Below are 20,787 nucleotides of genomic sequence, written 5' to 3' on the forward strand. Positions count from 1 at the left end.
CAATGGAGCACGGTCTCGCGCGATCGCTACAGGCTGAGCGTGGCGTCGATCAGGGTCTGCGTGTAGGGATGGCTGGGGGCGCCGAGGACGTCATCGACGAGGCCCTCCTCGACGACCTCGCCCCCGCACACGACAACGATCCGCCGACACAGGTGCCGAACGACGGCGAGGTCGTGCGAGACGAGCACGAGCGTCAGCGCGCGCTCGCGCACCTCGTCGGTCAGCAGGTTCAGCACCTGGGCCCGGACGGACACGTCGAGCGCGGACACCGGCTCGTCGGCCACGAGCAATGCCGGATCCGAGACCAGCGCGCGCGCGATGGCCGCGCGCTGCCGCTGCCCGCCCGACAGCTGGTGCGGGAAGCGCCGCAGCAGCTCCGGATCCAGGCCGACCCCGCGAGCGGCGGCCTCGAGGACGGCGGGGTCGTCGGCAGGGACGTCGCCCCGGCGGCGCAGCACCGGCGAGCGCAGCGGTTCGGCGATGATGTCTGCCAGGCGCATCCGCGGGTTCAGCGAGGAGTTGGGATCCTGCATCACCATCGACGCCGACGCCCGCAGCCAGCCGCGCCGCCGCTCGGGAAGCCCGACGATGGACCGTCCCTGGAACGTCACGTCACCGGCCGACGGCCGCAGCAGGCCCAGCATGAGGCGCGCCAGCGTGGTCTTGCCGGATCCCGAGCCGCCGACGATCCCCACCCGCTCCCCCGGCTCGATGGCCAGCGTGACATCGCGGAGCGCGACGAAAGGGACGCCGGAGCGGCGGTAGGTCGCCGTGGCGCCGGTCAGCTCGACGAGGCTCATGCGTCGCCTCCCGGACGGTAGTAGTCGGCGACGCTCGGCAGCCGCTCCCCCGGCGGCACGCCGTCGATCCGCGCGGACGCGATCAAGCCCTGCGTGTAGGGATGCCGCGGATGGGCGATGAGTCGGTCGATCGGACCCTCCTCGACGATGCGGCCCTCCAGCATCACCGCGGCCCTCTGGCACACCTCGCGCACGACGGCGAGGTCGTGCGAGACAAAGACGGTGGCGCGGTCGGCCAGCTGGTCGGCGAGCAGGCGGAGGATCTGACGTTGCACGATGACGTCGAGGGCCGTGGTGGGCTCGTCGCAGAGCACCAGATCCGGCTGGTTCGCGAGCGCCATGGCGATGAGTGCCCGCTGCCGCTGCCCACCCGAGAGCTCGTGCGGGAACGAGCTCGCGATCCTGTCCGGATGCTCGATGCCCACCCGGCCGAGCCACTCGATCACGCCGTCGCGGATCGAGCCGCGACGGTCGCCGTGGTGCAGCGCGACGACCTCGCCCAGCTGCCTGCCCACGCGCATGGTCGGGTCGAGGGCCGTCATCGGCTCCTGGAAGACCATGGAGATGCGGTCGCCGCGCAGCGCGCGCCGGTCCCGCTCCGGCATCCCCACCAGCTCCACGCCGTCGAACCGGATGGAGCCCGTGATCTCTGCGTGTTCCGGCAACAGGCCCATGATCGCGAGCGCCGTCACCGACTTGCCCGAGCCGGACTGCCCGATGATGCCGAGGCGGTCCGTACCGTCGAGCGCGAACGAGATGCCGTCGACGGCGACGGCGCGGCTCCGCCCGAAGCGGACGGTCAGGTCGGTGACCTCCAGCAGGCTCACGTGACCTCCCTCAGGCGCGGGTCGAGCAGGTCGCGCAGACCGTCGCCCAGCAGGTTGAAACCGAGGGTCGCGACGGCGATGGCGAGGCCCGGCCAGAGGGCGAGCAGCGGCTCGTTGAACAGATAGTCCTGCGCCTCGCGCAGCATCCGCCCCCAGGTGGGCTGGTCGGGTCCGGAGCCGAGGCCCAGGTAGCTGAGGCCGGCCTCTGCGAGGATGGCGATACCGAAGCTCACGGAGGCCTGGACGCCGAGCACCGGCGCGATGTTCGGCAGCACGTGCCGGGCGGCGATGGTCGCCGTCGGCGTGCCGCTGAGGCGCGCCGCCTCGATGTAGCCCTGGCTCATCACCTGCAGCGTCGCGGCGCGCGCGATTCGGACGAAGGCCGGGATGGTGGCGAGGCTGATGGCCATCATCGCCGTCCAGGTGGAGCCGCCGAGGGCCGCGGCGAAGAGGATGGCGAGCAGCAGGGCGGGGAAGCCGTAGAGGATGTCGGACAGCCGTAGTGGCAACTCGCTGACCCAGCCGCGCGTCATGCCGGCGAACACCCCGAACGGGACGCCGACGACGGAGGCCCCCATGACCGAGAACACGCCGACGAGCAGGCAGATCCGCGCGCCGCTCATGATCCGCGAGAGGACGTCGGCGCCGAAGCCGTCGGTGCCGAGCAGGTGCGGCCAGCCGGGGCCTAGCAGCATGTCGTTGCCGATGGCGGTGGGATCGAACGGCGTCCACAGCCAGCCGAACAGCGCCAGGACGACGACGAGGCCGATGCAGGTGAGCCCGAGGTACAGCGTCGCGCGTCTCATGTCGCCTCTGCCCTGCGCCGGATCCGCGGGTCGACGAGCTGATAGGCCACGTCGACGAGGAAGTTGATCAGCAGCACCGACCAGACCAGCAGCAAGACGATGGCCTGAACCACGGCGAGGTCGCGCTTCGAGACCGCCTGCAGGAGCGTCCAGCCCAGCCCGTTCAGGGCGAAGACCTGCTCGATGATGATGGCGCCCACCATCAGGGTCGCCAGCTGGAGCCCGATGACGGTGAGCAGCGAGATGCCGACGTTGCGCAGGCCGTGCCGCAACAGGGCGCCGGTGCGCGACCACCCGACGGCCCGCGCGGTGCGGAAGTAGTCCTCGTGCGTGACGTCGATGACGGCGCTGCGCACGTAGCGGGAGATCACGGCGGCCTGCACGAGCGCGAGCGAGGTCACGGGCAGCACCAGATGCGCCGCCCACTGCGCGGGCGACTCCCAGAACGGCACATAGCCGCCCGCGGGCAGCCAGCGCAGGTTCACCGCGAAGATGATCACCAGCCAGATGCCCGCCCAGAACGCGGGGATCGCGAGGCCGAGCTGCGACAGGGCGGAGAGGGCCGCGCCGTCCGCGTGCCGCCGCCGGACCGCGGTGTAAGCGCCGACGGGAAGGGCGACCAGCACGGCGACGATCATGCCGAACCCGATCAGCCAAGCCGTGACCTCGAGCCGCGCAGCGACGAGCGGTGCGACGGCGCGCCCCGTGAGGAAGGACTCGCCGAAGTCGAACCGCAGCGCACCGGCGACCCACTCCAGGTAGCGCACCGTGAACGGGCGGTTTAGGCCGAGGCGTTCGCGCAGTGCAGCCGCCTCCCCGGGTTCGGCGTTGGTGCCGAGGATGATCTGCGCGATGTCGCCCGGAAGCGCATTCGTCGCGGCGAAGATCAGCAGCGACGCCACCAGCAGGCTCGCGACCAACCAGGCCGCGCGCACGCCGATGCGCCCGAAGATCTTGGCCGAGGCCACGGTCACGTTGGGCAGCAGGAACAGCCAGTCGGCGGCCGCGTCGTCGGCGATCAGCCGGGCGGCCTCCTTGAGCTTCGCGATCTGCTCCTCGTCGGTGCCCTCGTCGCCCTCGACCATCAGCTTTTGGAATTCCTCGTTGTGGTAGTTCCAGTAGTAGTCGATGCCGAAGTTGCCGAGGTCGCGCGGCTCCACGTGGGCGACGACGGTGAGGTCGTAGTCCCGCTTGGTGTAGACGGTGTCGAGCCAGGCGCCCCACTCCAGGACCTCGAGATCGACGGTGATGCCGACCTCCTTCAACGCGGCCGTGACGAAGCGGCCGATGGAGGGCCCGTAGGGCAGGTTCGGCGGCCGGAACCGCAGCGTGAGGCCGTCGGCGTAGCCGGCATCGGCGAGCAGTTGCTTGGCCTTCGCCTGGTCGAACGAGTAGGTGTTCGACAGGTCCTCGTACCACGGGTCGGTCGGCGGCACCATGGAGCCGATCAGCTCGCCCTTGCCGCCCCAGACGGCTTTCACCAGCGCCCTGCGGTCGATGGCGTGGTTGATCGCCTGCCGCACCTCCAGCTTGCTGAGGGCCTCCGTGTCGTGGTTGAAGCCCAGCACGACCTCCCCGTTGGTGGTGCCCTCATAGACCCCGAAGCGCTCCGTGTCGGAGAACTCGCCGATCGCCTGCGGCACCGCGAGGTTCGTGATGATGTCGAGCTGACCGGAAAGCATGGCAGTGCTCATGGCGTTGGGGTCGGCGAAGTAGCGGAAGTTGACCTCGTCGAAGCGCGCAGGGGTGCCCCAGTACTCGGGGTTCGCGACCAGTTGGACCAGGCTGCCCTGGTCCCACTTCGAGAACTTGTACGGCCCGGAGCCCGCCGACTCGGCGTTGAAGTCGCCGGTGAAGGCGGGGTCCGTGATGATGCCGGCGGGTCCGGCGAGCTCGTAGAACCACTGGTGCGAAGGGCGCGTGAGCTTCACGGTCACGGTCTTGGCGTCGTCGGCAGTGATGGTGTCGACGACGCTCCACGCGCCGCGGATCTGGCCGGTGGCGGCGTCGCTGCGAGCGCGCTCGAAGCTGGCGACGACGGCGTCGGCGGAGACCGGCGCGCCGGAGGAGAACTTGGCACCCGGCTCGAGGGTGAAGGTGTAGCTGAGCAGGTCGTCGGAACGCGTCCACGCCGAGGCAAGGAACGGTTGCAGCTCACCTTCCGAGTCGAGCTTGATCAGCGTCTCGTACACGTTGTAGAGGAAGACGTACGGGGTGCCCGCGCCGGACACCGTGATCATGTCGAGGCCTTCGGGCTCGAGATTGTCGCCGATGTTCAGCACCCGCGTGGCACCGGGATCCGGGTCGGCGGGACGGGTGCAGGCCGCGACCGTCAGGGCCAAGGCGAGGGTAAGTAACAGGCCTACCCACCTGCGTGCAGTGCGCATCGTCTTCGTCGTTTCCTTCCGGGCGTTACCAGGCCGGGGCCAGTCTAACCGGAGGGCGCCCCGGCGGACCGACCGCGCGCTTTCGCCGTCGGCGCAATCAGGCATGATTGCCCCATGACCGACGAGCCCAGGCGCGCCCTCTCCTGGCAGGCAACGGGAAGGACGCTGAAGCAGGCGTCGCTGCGCGCGTTCGACGTCTCCGAGCGAACCGCGAAGGCCGGCTGGCGCTCGCAGCAGCTCCGCGTGAAGCGGTGGCGTTCCCGGCTGTTCATGATCATCCAGATCTCCGTCGCGGCCGGCATCTCCTGGGGCATCGCACGGTACTGGCTCGGCCACGAGTCGCCGTTCCTCGCCACCGTCGCCGCCATCATCTGCCTCGGGTTCTCGTTCGGCCAACGGCTGGGCCGCGTCGTCGAGGTCGCCGTCGGCGTCGCTCTCGGCGTGGCCATCGGCGACCTGTTCGTCCACTTCTTCGGCACGGGCGTCTGGCAGATCATGCTGGTGATCGGCGTCGCGCTGTCGGTGGCCACCTGGCTGGGCGCGCGGACGCTGATGGTGACCCAGGCCGCGGTGCAGGCCGCGACGGTGCTGACCGTCGCGGCGCCCGGCATCGAGGCAAGCGTCGACCGCTGGCTCGACGCGCTGATCGGGTGCACGGTCGCGCTGATATTCGCGACGGTGGCGCCCACGTCGCCGATCAACCGCCCCCGCATCCTCGCGGCGAAGGTGCTGCACGAGGCAGCCCTCACCGTCCGCGCCATGGTCGAGACGCTCCGCGACGGCGACCACGAACAGGCCGAGCGCATCCTGGAACGGGCACGCGCCACCGAGTCGGAGCTCGCTGCTCTCCTGACCGCATCGAACGAGGGTATGGCGGTGGTGCGCACCTCGCCGTTCCTGCGCAGGCACCGCGAGCTGGCCCAGGAGGTGTCCGACCTCGTCGTGCCGCTGGACCGCTGCATCCGCAACCTGCGCGTGCTCGCCCGCCGCGTCGTCGCAGCCACCTATCGGGGCGAGCGCATCCCGACGGAGTACCTGGGCCTCCTCACGGACTTCGCGCAGGTCGCCGACGAGTGCGCCGCCGAGCTGTTCGCGCGTCGCGTCCCGGCGGCGGTCGTTCCCCGGCTCCGCGCCCTGGGCGAGGAGACCTCCCACGTCACGATCCACCGCCAGCTCTCCACCACCGTGATGCTGGCGCAGCTGCGCTCCATGATCGTGGACCTGATGGAGCTCTGCGGCGAGGACTACACCGACGCCCGCGACGCCGTCCCCGACATGGACTGACATGAGCCACCCGCGTCCACGGACCGCTCCGAGAGCAGACGGTCCCTAAAAGGGACCCCCTCGGAGCCCGTGCCCCGGTTACCGTTTCCTTTATGAGCACTGAAGCCACCATCGACGACCTCCTGGTAGAGCTGCGCGCGGGCCGCGTCATCGCGGGCGGCTCGCCACTCCACGCCGCGATGCACCGTGCCCCGCAGGATGCGCTGCGGATCACCGCTGAACTCAACGGGAGCTACCACGATGAGGCCGGCGTCCGCGCGCTTCTCTCCGAGCTCACCGGCGCAGCAGTGCCGGAGTCGCTCGTCGTGTTCCCGCCCTTCCGCGCCGACTTCGGCAGAAACATCACGTTCGGCGAGGGAGTCTTCGTCAACTCGGGCTGCGCATTCCAGGATCAGGGCGGCGTCACGATCGGCGACGGCGCTCTGATCGGTCACAACGTCGTCATCGCGACGCTCAACCACGACCTCGACCCGGCCAAGCGCGCCGACATCGTCCCCGCGCCCGTCGTGATCGGGGCGGGCGCCTGGATCGGCTCCAACGCCACCATCCTGCCCGGCGTCACCATCGGCGACGGTGCCGTCGTCGCCGCGGCCTCGGTCGTGACGAAAGACGTCCCGCCCCGGACGGTCGTCGTCGGCTCCCCCGCCCGCGTCATTCCCACGATCGAGGCGTGAATCCGACGTTGAGCAGCCCGATGCCCACGCCGTCACGGAGCCAGTCCAGCGCGACGCGCTCGTAGTCGGGCACCTTCTCGGGGAGGTCGTCAAGCGGGAACCACCGCAGCTCGGCGCACTTGCGAGGCTCAAGGATCGCGGGCTCGCCGCCCCAGGTCGAGCAGGAGAAGAACCACTCCACCCGTTGCTCGCGCGGAGTGTCCGACCCATCCGTGCGGTGCATCACCGACGACGGCAGGAGGTCGTCGAGGTCAACGCTCAGCCCCAGCTCCTCCCGAAGCTCACGCGCCGCCGCGTCAGCGGAGGTCTCGCCCACCTCGACGTGCCCCGCAGCCCCCGCCGCCCAGTACCCGTCCATGTAGCCGGTGTTCTGCCGTAGCTGCAGCAGCACGGCCCCGTCCCTCACCAGGTAGACGTACGACGCGGGGATCAGGCTGTAACGAGTCATCGACGGCGAGCCTATCCGGTCAGCCCTTGACGCAGAGGAGCGTCTCCAAGCGAGCGACAACCGAGACCAGATCCTCCTGGTTCGCCATCACCTGGTTCAGGTCCTTGTACGCGCCGGGGATCTCGTCGACGACGCCGAGGTCCTTGCGGCACTCCACGCCCGCCGTCTGCTCCGCGAGGTCCGCCTCTGTGAAGCGGCGCCTCGCGGCGGCGCGCGACATCCGGCGACCGGCACCGTGCGACGCCGACTGGAACGACTCCTGCGAGCCGAGCCCCGCGACGACGAACGAGCCGGTACCCATCGATCCCGGAATGATGCCCAACTGTCCCAGCCTCGCCGAGATCGCGCCCTTTCGGGTCACCACCAGGTCCAGGCCGTCGTGCATCTCCTCCGAGACGTAGTTGTGGTGGCACTGGATCGGGTCGTCGAACACGATCCCGTCGAAGGGACTGCTGAAGGTTTGGTTGACTCCAAGATCGCATGACTCTCACGAGAGGGTCGTGCTGGAAGGATGGCATCCATGCCGAAGATCGCTTACACCGACGAGTTCAAGCGCGACGCGGTCGCGCTGGTCGCCTCAGGCATCCCGCAGAAGCAGGTCGCCAAGGACATGGGGATGGCCAAGACCACCCTTCAAGCCTGGGTCCGCGACGCTCGCTTCCAGTCCCACGGGATGACCCCGACCACCGATCCTGAGCAGCGCAAGGACATGGCCCAGGCGTTACGCAGGATCCGCGAGCTGGAGATGGAGAACGAGGTCCTACGGCGAGCGGCGGCGTATCTGTCGCAGGCTCACATCACGCCCCCAAAATGATCTACCCGCTCGTGAAGGAGATGGCTGCGGTCGGTGCCACCGTGAGGGTGCCGGTGGCGGTCGCGTGTCGGGTGTTGGGATTCTCCAAGCAGGGCTACTACAAGTGGCTCAAGCAGCCGGTGTCGGCCCGCGAGGCCGAAGAGCGTGAGCTGATCGACGTGCTCCACCAGCTCCACGATGATGACCCGGAGGGCGGCTACCGCGTCCTGGCCGATGACATTGCCGAGTTGGGCTACGAGTTGTCGGAGCGCAGAGTGTGGCGGCTGTGCCGGGTCGCTGGCATCCAGTCGGTGTTCACCAGGCGCAAGACCCGGTACAAGAAGGCCGGCGCTCCCGTCCACGATGACCTGGTCAACAGGCAGTTCAGCGCCGACGGCCCCAACGAGCTATGGCTGAGCGACATCACCGAGCACCGCACCCGCGAGGGCAAGGTCTACCTTTGTGCGATCAAGGACGTGTTCTCCAACCGGATCGTGGGCTACTCGATCGATTCGCGGATGAAGGCCCGTATCGCCGTCAACGCGCTCCAGATGGCAGTGGCCCACCGAGGCCGGCCCGCCGGGGTGATCGTGCATTCCGACCGCCGGTCCCCAATTCCGCTCCAGACGCTTCCTGAAGGCCCTCAAACGCCACGGCCTGACCGGCTCCATGGGCCGCGTGGGGGCATGCGGTGACAACGCCGCGATGGAGTCGTTCTTCGCGCTCCTGCAGAAGAACGTCCTCGACCGACGGTCCTGGAGTACACGAGAGGAACTGCGGCTAGCGATCGTGTCCTGGATCGAGGGGAAGTACCACCGGAAACGCCGTCAACGCAGGCTCGGGAAACTCACCCCGGTCGAGTTCGAACTCATCATGAAACCAACCGCTAGACTGGCGGCATAAACCCCGGAGGTCAACCAAACCTTCAGCGGACCCGAACGTCGCCCGCAGCACGCCGAGCAGGAGCTCGAGCATCGCGTGCCTGTTCAGCAACGCGTAGTCCTGGGCCCAGTACAGGTCGTGCAGATACGCGTCCCACTCCGGGAACACGTGGCCGGCCTCGTCGCGGTGCAGGAATACCGCGAGGTCGCGGTCCGGGAGGTCCGAGTTCCACTCGAGGGTCTTTGCCTGCGCGATGTGACGCTCGGCGATCTCCTTGCCGATGTTGCGCGATCCCGAGTGCAACGTCAGCCAGATCCGGCCCTCCTGGTCCGCGCACAGCTCGATGAAGTGGTTGCCTCCACCGAGGGTGCCGAACTGGGACCGCGCCCGGAACTCGCGCTCGCCGATCCGGTCGGCTCGCAGCTCGCCGAAGCGGCCGAACAGCTGGTCGAAGCGGGTGCCGAGCCCGCTGCGCCCGCGGAGCACGCTCGCCTCGCCGTCGTGGCCACGGAAGCCCACCGGCACCACGCCCTCGAGCGCGAGGCGGAGCGCGCGCAGGTCATTGGGCAGATCCTCGATCGTGAGGCTGGTGCGCACGCCGGCCATACCGCAGCCGATGTCGACGCCGACCGCTGAGGGCGACACGGCGTTGCGCATCGCGATCACGGCGCCGACGGTTGCGCCCTTTCCCAAGTGCACGTCGGGCATCGCCCGGACACCGTGCACCCACGGCAGCCGCGAGATGTTGCGCAGCTGGTCCAGCGCCGCCGACTCCACCTCATGCTCCGGCGCCCACACCATCGTCGGCGCGACCGCACCCCTCAACTCGAACGGCAACCCCTGCGTGTTGACCATGATCGTCATATCCTTTCTCTTACCGAGTGGCAGGTGAGGGAATCGAACCCCCAACCCCGAAGGAGCCGCTTTACAGGCGGCTTGCCATCCACTGGCTACCTGCCGGGAAACCGCTATTTCAGGAGATATTTCGGGCGCGCCGAATAGACCTAAACTCACGGACAAGTGGTCGCCGAAGAAGGCGAAACAAAAGGCCCCGGGAACGTCCCACGGGGCCTTGATTTACGCTGCGACAGCGCTCAATACTGCCGATAGCTTGGAGGAACCCGTCGTGGGACGCGGAGCTCATCTCGTGGAGATTCCACGCACGAAAACGCCGGATACAGGCCTAGGCGACCTGTCATGGCGACTTTCCAGCTCACGATCATACCCCTTCAGTACGTTATTTCGTTTGAGAGACTAACACCCCGAACAGGAATACACAACATCGCCACCCGGGAACTTCACATCGACGCATCGAGATGAATAGAGGCCCCGCCCAGTAAGGGACATGACGAGGACGAGCGAGTTCCGCTGCTTGAGCCGAGCATGGCGAGTCCCGCTGGTTGCGCCGGACCGCAAGCGAAGCGCGTGCCCGCGTCGAAACCAATGAACCCCGCGCCTGGCTCATGGCCCCGGCCACAACGCTCAAACCCCTGACCAGACTTGTTATCAAACCGTTACCTGACCAAGGGACCGGATGGCGGGACTCACCGCCTCGCCCGACCGGCCGTACCCTCGGCCAACAACTCACGGCTCAGACGCCAGCTGCCCGACGGCGTCCGCCAGGAACTCGTCCTCCGCCGCGTTGCCGGGCAGCGACAACGCCCGTCCGTACGCCTCGACGGCTTCCGGACCGCGCCCCAGTTCCGTCAAGGTGATGGCCCGTGCCACGTGGAAGGAGCGCAACCGATCGACGGCCGGCGCGTTCGCGAGGTCGTCGAGGAGTCGCAGCCCCTCGTCCAGGCCGACGGCGCGGCCGACAGCCACGGCGCGCGCGACCTGGACGACGGGGCCAGGTTCGCGGCGCTCCAACATGCCGTACAGAACGGCGATCTGGGGCCAGTCGGTCTCCTCGAAGCTCGGGGCCTCGGCGTGCAGTGCCGCGATCGCCGCCTGGATCGCGTATACCCCCGCACCCTCCCCGCCTGCGGCGGCCTCGGCAAGGCCGATCCCCTCGCGCACCAACCCCGCGTCCCACGCCGAACGATCCTGCTGCGCCAAAGGGACGGGGCGACCCTCTGCGTCCGTCCGGGCGGGGCGGCGGGCCTCGCTCAAAAGCAGCAAGGAGAGCAGACCCGTGGTCTCCGCCGACGGCAGGAGACGGCGCAGCAGACGGGCCAGTTCGACGGCCTCCGCGGTCAGGTCGTCGCGGATGTGCTCCTCACCGCCCGACCGCGCAAAGCCCTCCGCGTAGAGCAGATAGACCACGCGGAGGACACCCGCCAGTCGTTCGGGAAGCTCGTCACGTCGCGGAACCTCGAAGGGAATGCCGAGCGCGCGGATGCGCCGCTTGGCCCGCACGATGCGTTGCTGCATCGTAGCCAGGGGAACCAGGAGGGCATGCGCCACCTCGGCGACGTTGAGCCCCGCGACAAAACGCAAGGTCATGGCCACGCGATCCTCCGGCTTCACCGCGGGGTGCGCGCAGGCGAAGTACAGCCCCAGCCTTGCATCGGGGAGCGCGTCGCCGACGGCCATGGCGTCGGCCGGGTCGCGCAGCGCCTCCGCAACCGGGGCGCGCTGCTCCTGGATGTGTAGCGCCGCCAGCTTGCGCGCCAGCACGCCGTCTCTCCGCACGACATCCAGCGCCTTCCGTTTGGCCGTGGTGACCAGCCAGGCCTCGGGCACGCGCGGAACACCGGATACGGTCCACGCGGTGAGCGCCTCCGCGAGCGCGTCCTGGAGGGCATCCTCGGCCAGGTCGAGATCACCGAACCGGCGGACGAGGATCGCGAGGATCCGCGCGCGTTCGTCCCGACCCACATCCGCGACGGCCCGACGAACCCGCTCCCGCTGATCCGCCGAGCCTCGGCCAGACCGCTCGACCACGATCAGTACGGCGCGACCGGACGAATCTCCACGTGACCCCCGGGCTCGGACGCCGGGCTCTTCTTTGCCCACGCGATGGCCTCGTCCAGGTTCTCGACCTCGATGATGTAGGTGCCGCCCACGAACTCCTGGACCTCCGCGAACGGACCCGAGCTCACGACGCGCTCGCCGCCTTCACCGGTTCCCACGTACACCGCCGAGTCTTCGAGCGCGAAAGAGCTGACGACGACGCCCGCGTCCGTGATCTCCTTGTCGAAGGCGAAAAACGCCTCCGGGCTCGCCCCGCCCTCCTCGCCGCAGGCCGGGTCGTTGACGTGCCCCATCAGCAGTAGCGCGTAACGCATGGTTTCCTCCTCAGGCTTGCTCCGCCGTCGATAGCCGCGACGGAGACGAACGCCGGACCGGTCGGCCCGACATCATCATGACGTACGGGCCGCCGCGAGATCGACAGCTTCCTTGTCAGGGATGGATCGTGCAGGAGACGAGCAGGATGATGTCGCGGACCCGGGTGCGGTCGAGGCCCGGGGCTCCGACCGCGGCCAACCCGCCCGCGTCGGAGACCGACAGCGAGTGGGTTCCGAGGAGGGCGGGTCTCAGCGCCGCCTCAACCCGCTTCGCAGGTAGGCCGCCCAGACGGGCGTTGGCGGGGCGCGGATCGGGCAGCTCCGGGAAGCCATCCACCGGGAAGCCATCCAGCTCGACGGCGAACGCCCCGACAGGGCCGTCGGCCAGGTCGAGCACCAGCTCGGCGCGGGAGACCGCGAGCTGCATCCCCGACACGTGGTACGGCAGATGCTCCTCGGCGATCGCCAGGTCGACCGCCGTTCCCGTCGGCGCGCCCAACAGACGCTCGAAGGCGCCAGGGAAGTCCCTCCGCAGGCTGAACGCCCGCGGGAGCGGCGAACTCGTGAGCGCTGCGAGCTGGCCGTTCGCGCTCGCTGGGTCCTCGAGAGTAGCCCGCAGCGCGCCGTCGTACCGGGCCGTGTAGCTGATGGTCAGCACGGCGTCGGAGATCGTGGCGTAGTCGAACGCGCGCAGCAGCGTGGGCAGCTCGATCCGCCAGTCGCTGATCGCACCTGCCCCCTCGAACGGGTTGAGGTTCTGCCCGCCGAAACTCAACTCGAACCGCCCCGAGTCGCTCTGAGCGCTGCTCGTGGCGATGCGCTCGGTCCGGGACACGGGGACGTCGACGAGCGCCGCCGCGCCCGTCACCGGCTCAGAACGGATCCGGCTGCCGAGCAGCGTCAGCGTGGCGCTCACGTTCGTGTAGGGCCCGCGGACGCTGGGGATCGAGAGCTGGACGGCGCGGATCTGGCGCCGGTACTGGCCCGGGTACAGCAGGTCGAACGCGAACTCGGGGATGCGCAGCTCGCACGAGCCGGTCTCCCGGAGTTCGATCAGCGCCGCCGGGTCGATCATCCGCAGCGAGAACGACTGTGGGATCTGCGCCGCCGAGTTGTCGTAGCGCTCCAGGTAGCGCCGCTCGAGGGTCGCCAGCGCGAGCGTCAGCCGCTCCCCCGCCAGCAACCCGGACCGGGCGCCGTCCCACTCGCCGCCGACGTAGGACGCGTCGTCGCCGGGCAGCTCGAAGCGATACGCCTGCTCGGCGAGATGAGCGACGGCGAGCGCGTTGCCGTACGCCTGCCGATGCAGCAGCTGCAGCGACCGCCCCATGTAGGTGTAGAGCCCGAGGCCGGAGAACTTGTCCCGATACAGCTCGAGCACCTCGTCGTGCTGCTGCGCGGCGAGCACCTGCTGGTCGAGCGCCCGCACAGCGAGATCGCGACGCAGTTCGGCGGCGCGCACATCGCGGTCGAGCACCTTCAGCTCGTTCTCGGCGAGCCGCAGGTCGTGCCGCCAGCCCTCCGCGCGACGTTCGAAGCCCGCGACCGTGCCCGAGACGTCGGCCGCGATCTCGGCGAGAGCGGCCGCGCTGGTGAGCGAGTCCGACATGGCCCGGAATGAGTCGCCTGCGTCCTTTCCGCCGTACTTCATCGCGAACGGCGAGCCGATCTGCGGCACAAGGTAAGCGATTCCCGCCGCCAGGTTGAGGATCGCGTCAGCGCCCCGCAGCACGATGGCCGTCGCCCGGGAAGCGGTCTGCGCGATCTCGGCCCCGATGAGACCCGTCGCAAGAAGCTCGGCCGCATGCTCGTACCGGTACAGTGCGCTCTCGCGTTGGCGCCGCGCCTGCTCCAGCCCGACAGAGGCCACCTCCAACTCCGTGCGCCGCGTCTCAAGAGTCAGCTTGTGCAGGTTGCGCTCATGCGTGTTGCGAAGCGTGGCCAACTCCTCGCCGTCTCGGCGCTCATGGGCGCTCAGCAGCGCCGAGCCGAACTGCTGCAGCGCGGCGGCCTGCCCGCGGGCGCGCTCGATGAGGTGGCTGAACCGGAACGGCGGGACGCCGCCCGCCGAAGCGCCAAGGGCGTCCTCCGCGCCGAGGCCCTCCGCCTTGGCCCTGACAAGCAGACCGGGGTCGATCGGTGGGGCGAACAGTGGCAGGCGCCGGAACGTACCGTCCGGGTCGAGCGAGTTGCGCACCTTGAACAGGCGGTCCTCCACGCGGTCCCAGTATCCGCCGAGCTTCTCGTCGCGCGGCACGCAGAACATCGGCATGCGTACAAGGTCGAGCATGAACGCGGGTTCGAGGATGACGGGCGTCAGGAAGCCAGGGCTGACGGTGACCGGCGTCGGACCCGAAGCCGCCGAGCCGTTGTCGGCCGGGATCATGGTCGCCAGGTCGGCGGGGGAAAGGTTCTTGATGGCCTCGACCAGGACCGCGGGCGGATCGGTGCGATCCGCCGCCGTGACCGGCCGCCCGAGGGTGCGTTCGGCGAACTCCCGCACGGAGCCCTGCGCAGCGTAGGTCGTCGTCGATGGTGCGGCGTGCCAGAGCGGCACGTACTTCGGCGCGCTCCCGCCTGTGCCTGCCGACGGCGTCGAGCTCAAGGCCGTGACGACGAGCGACTCGATCTCGACCAGGAACTCATCAGCGTCCTCGACCGACGCGCCGAGGATGTCGGCGAGCCGCATGCGCTGCCCCGGGTCGGCACACGCGCCGGTACTGGCCGGGCGAGGACCGAGCAGGTCCTGCGCGAGCACATACTTCAGCGTCGCCTCCCTGATGTACTCGGGATTGGACTGCGAGTACGCCAGCGCGAACAGGTGGTCGCCCCAGTCGAGGAGATTGTCGACGTAGCGCATCACGAGCGCCTTCTGATACGCGGTCAGGCGCAGGCGGGCGATGGCGTGCGGGTTAAACGGATCGCGCTTGTACGCCTCGACGGCAGGGCCGTTGGTGAGCCGTTCACGCAGTGTCTCGGCATTGAGCTTCCGTAGCTCGCGGTAGCGCCAGACGCGGTCGAGCTCACGCCGTCGCCGCTCCTCGTCGGAAGCGCCGGCGGGAATCCCTGTGATCACCTCCGACGACGTCGGATCGAACACGTAGTGGTACCAGCGCTGCGCGGCCTCGAACTCGCCGAGGCTGTTCAGGTGGTCGGCGAGCAGGAAGGGGATGTGGAAATAGATCTCGCGGAGGTAGGTGCCCATCGGGCCGTCGAAGTCCACGGTGCCGGACTTCGTGCGGTCCACGATGGCGGACCCGACGGTGCTGAGCTGGTGAGACGGCTCGCCCAGCTGCAGTTGGCGCGGCGTGGCGAGCAAGGCGTCGAGCCCCTCGTTGAACAGGGTTCTCGCGATCGGCTCACTGACGCCGGTGGAGAGTCTCCGCAGCAGGTACGGCTTGCCGTCGACGGTGCGCAGCCCGACGTGGAACAGCTCACGGCCGTTCTGGACGATCACGTCGGAGAAGGCACCGTTGACGACGTCGACGGTCGCCGCCGACGGCATCGACAGGACCTGATTCGGGCGGAAGAAGCGCTTCAGGTAGGTCGTGACGTCGGGGTGCCACTGCGGGCTCGTCCACTCGATCGGTCCCGTGACCGCCAGCGGCTTCTCGTATCGGGCCAGCTTCTCGCGCTCCAGCAGCAGGGAGGCGAGCACGTACGGCTCGAAGACCGAGTACTCCCCCTGACCCATCTTCATCGCGTGCAGGTAGCGCGTGGAAGTGTTCGCCTCGGACCAGAGCAGGTCCCGCTTCGCGCTCTCCAAGACGCCCTTCAGCACCTTGTTGGCCTCGCTCAGGCTGCCCCCGAACAGACTCAACAGCGCCAGGATGACGGCGAGACCCTCGATCGACTCGGGAGGGAACCAGGGCACGCCGCGGTCCTTGAGGAGCCCCGGTGGATCGACGTCGTCGTAGTTCATGCGCGGCCCGATCTGGCGCGTGTACAGGTCGAGCTTCGACCACATCTGGAAGTTGATGCCCCGCAGTTCGATCTGATCCCCGGAGCTCGGATAGATGCGGTCCCAGCCGAAGCCGCTCAGCGTGTAGTCGTCCTTCGGCTGGTCGTGGGCGACGCGGTCGTGGAGCGGCTGATAGTTCGAGTAGAGCAGCAGTTGGCCGATGAAGGGGAAGTCCAGCTTGGTGACATCGCGCGCCACCAGCGGGTCGAGGACGATCCCGTTGCCGCTGGTCACGAACGGCTCCTCAGTGAGCCCGACCTGCTGGGCGGGCGCCCAGCTGCCATCGAGCCGCCGCGTGGTGAACTCGACATGAGCACGGTGGCTGTACCCGGCGAACCTACTGTTGCCGCCCGCGAACTGGTTGATGGAGCGCGTGACGTACCGCACCCAGAACAGGTACAGCTGGCCGCTGTGGACCAGCGGCGAGACTGTCCGCGTCGGGATCTGGAGATCGAGTCGCTCCCACGGGCCCCAGCGCGTCGCCCTGTCCGGTTCGCCGACGCCGTAGTGCACGTCGTCGATGCGACGGTAGTAGTAGACGGGCGGCTCGTCGGCCGTCGTCCCGAAGAGGTGGAGCACGTCGCGCCGGGCAGCGGCGTTGCGTTCGTGGAAGGAGCCGGCGAGGCGCAAGCCGGCCAGCTCGTCGAAGCCCCGCAGGTAGCGGCCGTAGGCAGCGCGAACGGCCTCCTCGGTGACCGGCTTGGACAGCAGCTCCTCCTCGAGCTGGCGGAACAGCGGGGTCTTGTCGTCGCGCAGCTCCGGCTCGAGGTAGGACTCGGGGAAGAGGAACGCCTTCCTGTTGGCCTCCCACACGCGGTAGTTCTGACGCCACCGCCACTCGTCGCGGGGGACGCGCGACGGCGATACGCGGATCGGGTCGGCGTGGCCCCGCGCCGTCTCCTCCAGGTTCATGACACACCGCTGCACGTAGAGTTGGGCGCTGGCGATCCCCGCGGCGACACGGGAGATCCGCACGACGCCCTCGACGAGCGGGTCGAGCAGGTAGTAGTGGTACAGGTCGCTGACCTCGTCGAACGGGTAGCTCGTGCGCGAGTGGAGCAGGTAGGCCACGAGTGCGTCGCGCTGCCGCGAGAGCACGATGTCGCGGTAGGGCTCGTGGTTGCGCTCGAAGTCCGCGGGATCGGGATGCCGGGCCCGCATCGCACCGAGCAGCAGGGCGCTCGCCGCCGTGAGTTCCTGGGATTGGGTGGATTGGACGAGCCGCAGCAGCACCGCGGGGGCGCCTACCTGGCGGCAAACGAGCCCGGCCACGACGGCCTGCTCGAGAGCGGCGAAGGGATCTGCGGGCTGCGGGAGCTCCTGCCGCAGGGAGGCGACGAACGCCTCATCGGCACCGACGGCGGCGGCGACCGTTGCGAGGTCAGCGGGCGCGAAACCCGTCCCTGGGACGTAGCCGACGATCGCCGCGGCGAGGTCGGGCGGGACCTCGCCACGCTCGTGCCACGGCTCGATCAGGCTGCGGTACAGGTCGAGTCGACGCAGCGACGCCAACCCGATGTGATCGAAGTCCGCGATCCCGAACAGGTCGCGATGCTGGGTGAGGAGGTCGAGGGTCGCGGCATCGCCCGCGCGTGCACCGGCGAGGACGCGGCCGAGCCGTCGGACGCGGGTGATCACGGCGGCGATGGCCACCGGGCCGATGGTGGCGTCGCGCAACTCGGCGAACAGTCGAGCGGCGGCGAGGTTGATCCCGAGCAGGTCGAGTGCGCCAGCCGCCACGGAGGGGCTGAGTCCCAGCTTGCCCGGCAGCGCGCTCCGCAGGACGGCCGCGCCGTCGTCCGCGGTAGGTGCCGGGGCGGGAGGATCCGTGTCGGCGACGACAAACGCTCCCGCGGCCTCGGCGACGAGCTGCCTGGCGAGCTCAAGGGCCGGGGTGACCGGCGGCCCGGACACCGGGAGCGGCACCCGCACCGCGACGTCGCACACCTCGACCAGCGCCGCGACCGTCCACCGGGACGACGCGACCCAGCGAGCCGTACGGACCACCGCGTCGAGGTCCGCAAGGTTGTCGACGTAGCCGTGCGGAACCGTGGGCGACAGGGCGCAGAGCGCGAACAGCTCTGGGACGCCGACACCGAGGGCGCGGGCGAGCCGGGCGTGCCGGTACAGCAGCGAGAGGGTGCGCAGCGTGACCGGGAACGCCCTACCCGCGGCGCCCGCCGAGGCAGGGTCAACACCCAGCGGCGCCGCCAGGCCGAGGATCAGGTGGTACAACTGGCCTTCGTCGACGCCGAGGCCGGCGAGCAGGCGGTGGAGGTGAGGCGAAGCGGCGGGCGCGCCGATCGCCAACGCCGGATGGGTGAAACGCGCGCCGGCATTCGGATAGGCGCCGTGGGCGGCGACGTCGGAGGGCTGGTTGAAGAGGCGGTCGAGCAGCGAGACCCGCGGCCCGGCCGGCTCCTGGTCGCGACGCGCGCCCGCGGGTCGCGGGCGGGCGCCCGCGACGACGACGTCGGGTAGGTCCGCGCACAGGCTCACCAGCTCCTCGACCGGCAGGTCCCAGGACTCGCCGAGCCGACGCAGGTGGGCGACGGCTGACACCAGCCCCTCATCCAGCCCGGTGCCGTGCCCGGCCTGCTGCAGCCGGGTGCGCACGATGTCGAGCTCGCCGGTGCGCCATCCCGTCGCCCGCCACAGGCGCGCGAACCGATGCAGCCGATCAAGCACCGGCAGGGCGAGGCTGTTGCCGCCGCCCACGAACTGGGTGCCGACCAAGTCGTCGAACGCGTGCCGGTCGACGCCGAGCGGGCCGAGCAGCGCGGGGATGTCGGCGGCGGCGAGCCCTGTCCCGACGTCGAGCCCGTAGACGCGGCTCAAGGAGACGCCGTTCGCGGCGCTCGTCGTTATCACCTCGAGGTCCTCCGGGGGAAGGTGCAGGCGGAGCCCCGTCAAGGTGCCACCGGTCGCCCCGCCGGCCTCGGCGAGGTCGGCGAGCGAGCGGTCGAAGTGACGGATGTAGGTGGCCAGCTCGGTGAACGGCAGGTTGAACGACGCCCCGGGGCCACCGTGGGCGACGTCGCGGGCCACCGCGTCCTCGAGGATCTCGTTGACGATCACAAGGTAGGGGATCTCCTCGGATGCGTTCTCGCAGGTCAACTCGAGCCGGTCCCACAGGTCGGGGCGGCGGGTCCTGAGCATCAGGTCGTGATCCTGCCGGGACCCGAAGACGGGAACCGTCACGTGCGTGTCGATAAAGGCCATCAGGTCGACGAAGTAGGCAGCGGGGCCGAGTACGGAGCGGCAGTGCGTGCAGTCGCACAGGCCCTGCGTGCCGAAGAAGTCCTCGTACCCGGGAAGCTCCTTGAGGAAGTCCGCGACGTCGGGCGCGACATTGCTCACCGGCAAGTCGGTGAACCCGCCGGGACTAGCGTCGATGATGGTGCCAAGGCCGACGCCGGTCGCGACCGCGATGCCGGTCGCCTTGTCGATCAGCCGGGCGATCCGCTCGGGATCGTAGTTCGTCAGCTTCGCGAGCTTCTCCGGCGTGGTCTCGGCAATCGCGGTTGCCGACCCCAGCCCGATCTCGACGATCACCTTCGCCATCGGAAGGTCCTCGGCGACGGCGAACGCCCGCTGGTAGCCGCGGCCGACGGCCAGCAGCCGCTTGCGGTCGGTCTCGTCCGCGCCCTTCGGGTAGGTCAGCGTGGAGACATCGGCGCTGCCCGGCAGGAGGTTGAGCTCCAGCGCGCCCGGGTTCGCGGTAAGGAACTCGTTGGCCTGCTCGATCCTGCGGTTCGCCTCCACGACCCGGTCGGCGGCCTTCAGGTCCGGGTCGTCCAGGACCTTGCCGATGCCGAGCCCGCGGTAGCGCCGGTCGAGGATGGCAGCCTGCTTCGGCGTCGCCTTCGCGTCGAACGCCGCCGTGAGGTCGCGCGCGAGGGCACTGGTGCGGAAGCGCTCGTCGACCTTCGCGCGCAGGGCGCCTGCGTAGTCGTCGTCGGTCATGCCACCGACCGGCACGGTCCCGCTGGCGACGATCCGCTTCTTCCACTCCGACGCCGGCAACGACGTGAGCGCGACCGGGTCCTCCGCCTCGGCCGCGAACGCCTTCATCAGGCCCTCGCGTTCGTCGAACAGGTCGTAGAGCGCCACCGCGGTGCCCGCCTTGCGCGCTGCCGCCGCTGTCAGCGTCCCCGCCTCGACCAGCGCCTCCAGGTTGGTCTCCGTCACGGCCGTCAGGGAGCCCAGGTCGCCCAGCGCCGTGGCAGTCTTGGCGGGTAAGCCGACGGCGTCGGCGAACCGGTGAACCCGCGCACGGGACAGCTCGGTGCCGAAGTCGGGCACCGCGCGGATCGGCTGGTCGACGCCGACCGCCTCCGCGACGCTGGTAACCGCGCCGGCCTCGAGCGCAGCGAGCTCCTCCCGCAGCGCGGGGTCCTTCGCGAGGGCGTCCGTGCCGATCGCGGCGCGGAGCACGTCGCGGGCGACCTCCCCCACCGGCCGCGTGAGGTCCTTCGGCAGGGCGACGGTGCCGATGTCGCCGACGGCCTCCCGTAGCTTCTCCGATCCCGCGATCAGGCGGGCCACCGACGCCGTCAGCCGGTCGTCGAGCACCGGCGTGAGCTTCGCCGCCAGCTTCGGCTCCGTGTCTGACAGTTCCCGGAAGCTCAGCCCGGAGCTCGCGTCGAGCCGCAACAGCTCTGTGTTCGTCAGTGTCATATCCAGCTCCCAGTC

The 20,787-nt window shown here is 69.6% G+C and carries 11 protein-coding genes, 1 tRNA gene and 3 pseudogenes; 3 read left to right on the plus strand and 12 right to left on the minus strand.

Going from position 1 to position 20,787, the window contains the following annotated elements; translation table 11 throughout:
- Positions 1 to 26: 26 nt before the first annotated feature.
- The 5 genes and pseudogenes from IPJ61_RS09710 to IPJ61_RS09730 all read right to left on the minus strand — a co-directional run.
- Positions 27 to 800: an ABC transporter ATP-binding protein gene (locus IPJ61_RS09710; protein ID WP_297106309.1), complete on the minus strand. Its 774-nt coding sequence runs from the start codon at positions 798 to 800 to the stop codon at positions 27 to 29.
- A complete protein-coding gene (locus IPJ61_RS09715) occupies positions 797 to 1,627 on the minus strand; it encodes an ABC transporter ATP-binding protein (RefSeq protein WP_297106312.1) in 831 nt (276 codons plus the stop codon). The genes IPJ61_RS09710 and IPJ61_RS09715 overlap by 4 nt, the downstream gene beginning before the upstream one ends.
- Positions 1,624 to 2,433, minus strand: a complete 810-nt coding sequence (locus IPJ61_RS09720) for an ABC transporter permease (protein ID WP_297106316.1) — start codon at positions 2,431 to 2,433, stop codon at positions 1,624 to 1,626. Before IPJ61_RS09720 ends, IPJ61_RS09715 begins: the two co-directional genes overlap by 4 nt.
- Positions 2,430 to 3,386, minus strand: coding sequence for an ABC transporter permease (locus IPJ61_RS09725; RefSeq protein WP_297108113.1), 957 nt, complete (start codon positions 3,384 to 3,386; stop codon positions 2,430 to 2,432). The genes IPJ61_RS09720 and IPJ61_RS09725 overlap by 4 nt, the downstream gene beginning before the upstream one ends.
- A 219-nt stretch (positions 3,387 to 3,605) precedes the next feature.
- Positions 3,606 to 4,925 (minus strand): annotated as a pseudogene (locus IPJ61_RS09730) (ABC transporter substrate-binding protein); the annotation flags it as partial.
- A 9-nt stretch (positions 4,926 to 4,934) separates the two neighbouring features.
- Here IPJ61_RS09730 and IPJ61_RS09735 point away from each other — a divergent pair.
- Both IPJ61_RS09735 and IPJ61_RS09740 read left to right on the plus strand, forming a co-directional pair.
- Positions 4,935 to 6,104 (plus strand): FUSC family protein, encoded by a 1,170-nt coding sequence (locus IPJ61_RS09735; protein ID WP_297106319.1) that lies wholly within the window; start codon positions 4,935 to 4,937, stop codon positions 6,102 to 6,104.
- 92 nt (positions 6,105 to 6,196) lie between these two features.
- Complete coding sequence (locus tag IPJ61_RS09740) at positions 6,197 to 6,778, plus strand: DapH/DapD/GlmU-related protein (protein ID WP_297106322.1); 582 nt, start codon at positions 6,197 to 6,199, stop codon at positions 6,776 to 6,778.
- Here IPJ61_RS09740 and IPJ61_RS09745 read toward each other — a convergent pair.
- Positions 6,756 to 7,226 carry an NUDIX hydrolase gene (locus IPJ61_RS09745; RefSeq protein ID WP_297106325.1) on the minus strand — a complete coding sequence of 157 codons (471 nt, stop codon included), beginning with the start codon at positions 7,224 to 7,226 and terminating at the stop codon, positions 6,756 to 6,758. The two genes, IPJ61_RS09740 and IPJ61_RS09745, sit on opposite strands and share 23 nt — an antisense overlap.
- A gap of 19 nt (positions 7,227 to 7,245) precedes the next feature.
- Positions 7,246 to 7,659, minus strand: coding sequence for an RtcB family protein (locus tag IPJ61_RS09750; RefSeq protein ID WP_297106328.1), 414 nt, complete (start codon positions 7,657 to 7,659; stop codon positions 7,246 to 7,248).
- 87 nt (positions 7,660 to 7,746) lie between these two features.
- On the opposite strand from IPJ61_RS09750, the pseudogene IPJ61_RS09755 reads away from it, so the two are divergent.
- A pseudogene (locus IPJ61_RS09755) lies at positions 7,747 to 8,922 on the plus strand (IS3 family transposase).
- 33 nt (positions 8,923 to 8,955) lie between these two features.
- Here the strand turns inward: IPJ61_RS09755 and IPJ61_RS09760 are convergent.
- The 5 genes and pseudogenes from IPJ61_RS09760 to IPJ61_RS09780 all read right to left on the minus strand — a co-directional run.
- Positions 8,956 to 9,765: pseudogene (locus tag IPJ61_RS09760) on the minus strand (RtcB family protein); the annotation flags it as partial.
- Between the two features lie 18 nt (positions 9,766 to 9,783).
- Positions 9,784 to 9,860 (minus strand) — tRNA-Tyr (locus IPJ61_RS09765).
- A 625-nt stretch (positions 9,861 to 10,485) separates the two neighbouring features.
- Positions 10,486 to 11,787: an RNA polymerase sigma factor gene (locus IPJ61_RS09770; RefSeq protein WP_297106331.1), complete on the minus strand. Its 1,302-nt coding sequence runs from the start codon at positions 11,785 to 11,787 to the stop codon at positions 10,486 to 10,488.
- A 2-nt stretch (positions 11,788 to 11,789) separates the two neighbouring features.
- On the minus strand, positions 11,790 to 12,131 hold the full coding sequence (locus IPJ61_RS09775) for a YciI family protein (protein WP_297106333.1): 342 nt from the start codon (positions 12,129 to 12,131) through the stop codon (positions 11,790 to 11,792).
- Between the two features lie 115 nt (positions 12,132 to 12,246).
- Positions 12,247 to 20,772 carry a Tc toxin subunit A-related protein gene (locus IPJ61_RS09780; RefSeq protein ID WP_297106335.1) on the minus strand — a complete coding sequence of 2,842 codons (8,526 nt, stop codon included), beginning with the start codon at positions 20,770 to 20,772 and terminating at the stop codon, positions 12,247 to 12,249.
- Positions 20,773 to 20,787: the final 15 nt, after the last annotated feature.

The organism is Tessaracoccus sp. (genome assembly GCF_016714275.1).
Taxonomy (GTDB): domain Bacteria; phylum Actinomycetota; class Actinomycetes; order Propionibacteriales; family Propionibacteriaceae; genus Arachnia.

Excerpts from the sequence above, each read along its gene's own strand:
- IPJ61_RS09710 (WP_297106309.1), bottom strand. The coding sequence starts at position 800 with ATGAGCCTCGTCGAGCTGACCGGCGCCACGGCGACCTACCGCCGCTCC.
- IPJ61_RS09720 (WP_297106316.1), bottom strand. The coding sequence starts at position 2,433 with ATGAGACGCGCGACGCTGTACCTCGGGCTCACCTGCATCGGCCTCGTC.
- IPJ61_RS09735 (WP_297106319.1), top strand. The coding sequence starts at position 4,935 with ATGACCGACGAGCCCAGGCGCGCCCTCTCCTGGCAGGCAACGGGAAGG.
- IPJ61_RS09740 (WP_297106322.1), top strand. The coding sequence starts at position 6,197 with ATGAGCACTGAAGCCACCATCGACGACCTCCTGGTAGAGCTGCGCGCG.
- IPJ61_RS09745 (WP_297106325.1), bottom strand. The coding sequence starts at position 7,226 with ATGACTCGTTACAGCCTGATCCCCGCGTCGTACGTCTACCTGGTGAGG.
- IPJ61_RS09775 (WP_297106333.1), bottom strand. The coding sequence starts at position 12,131 with ATGCGTTACGCGCTACTGCTGATGGGGCACGTCAACGACCCGGCCTGC.
- IPJ61_RS09780 (WP_297106335.1), bottom strand. The coding sequence starts at position 20,772 with ATGACACTGACGAACACAGAGCTGTTGCGGCTCGACGCGAGCTCCGGG.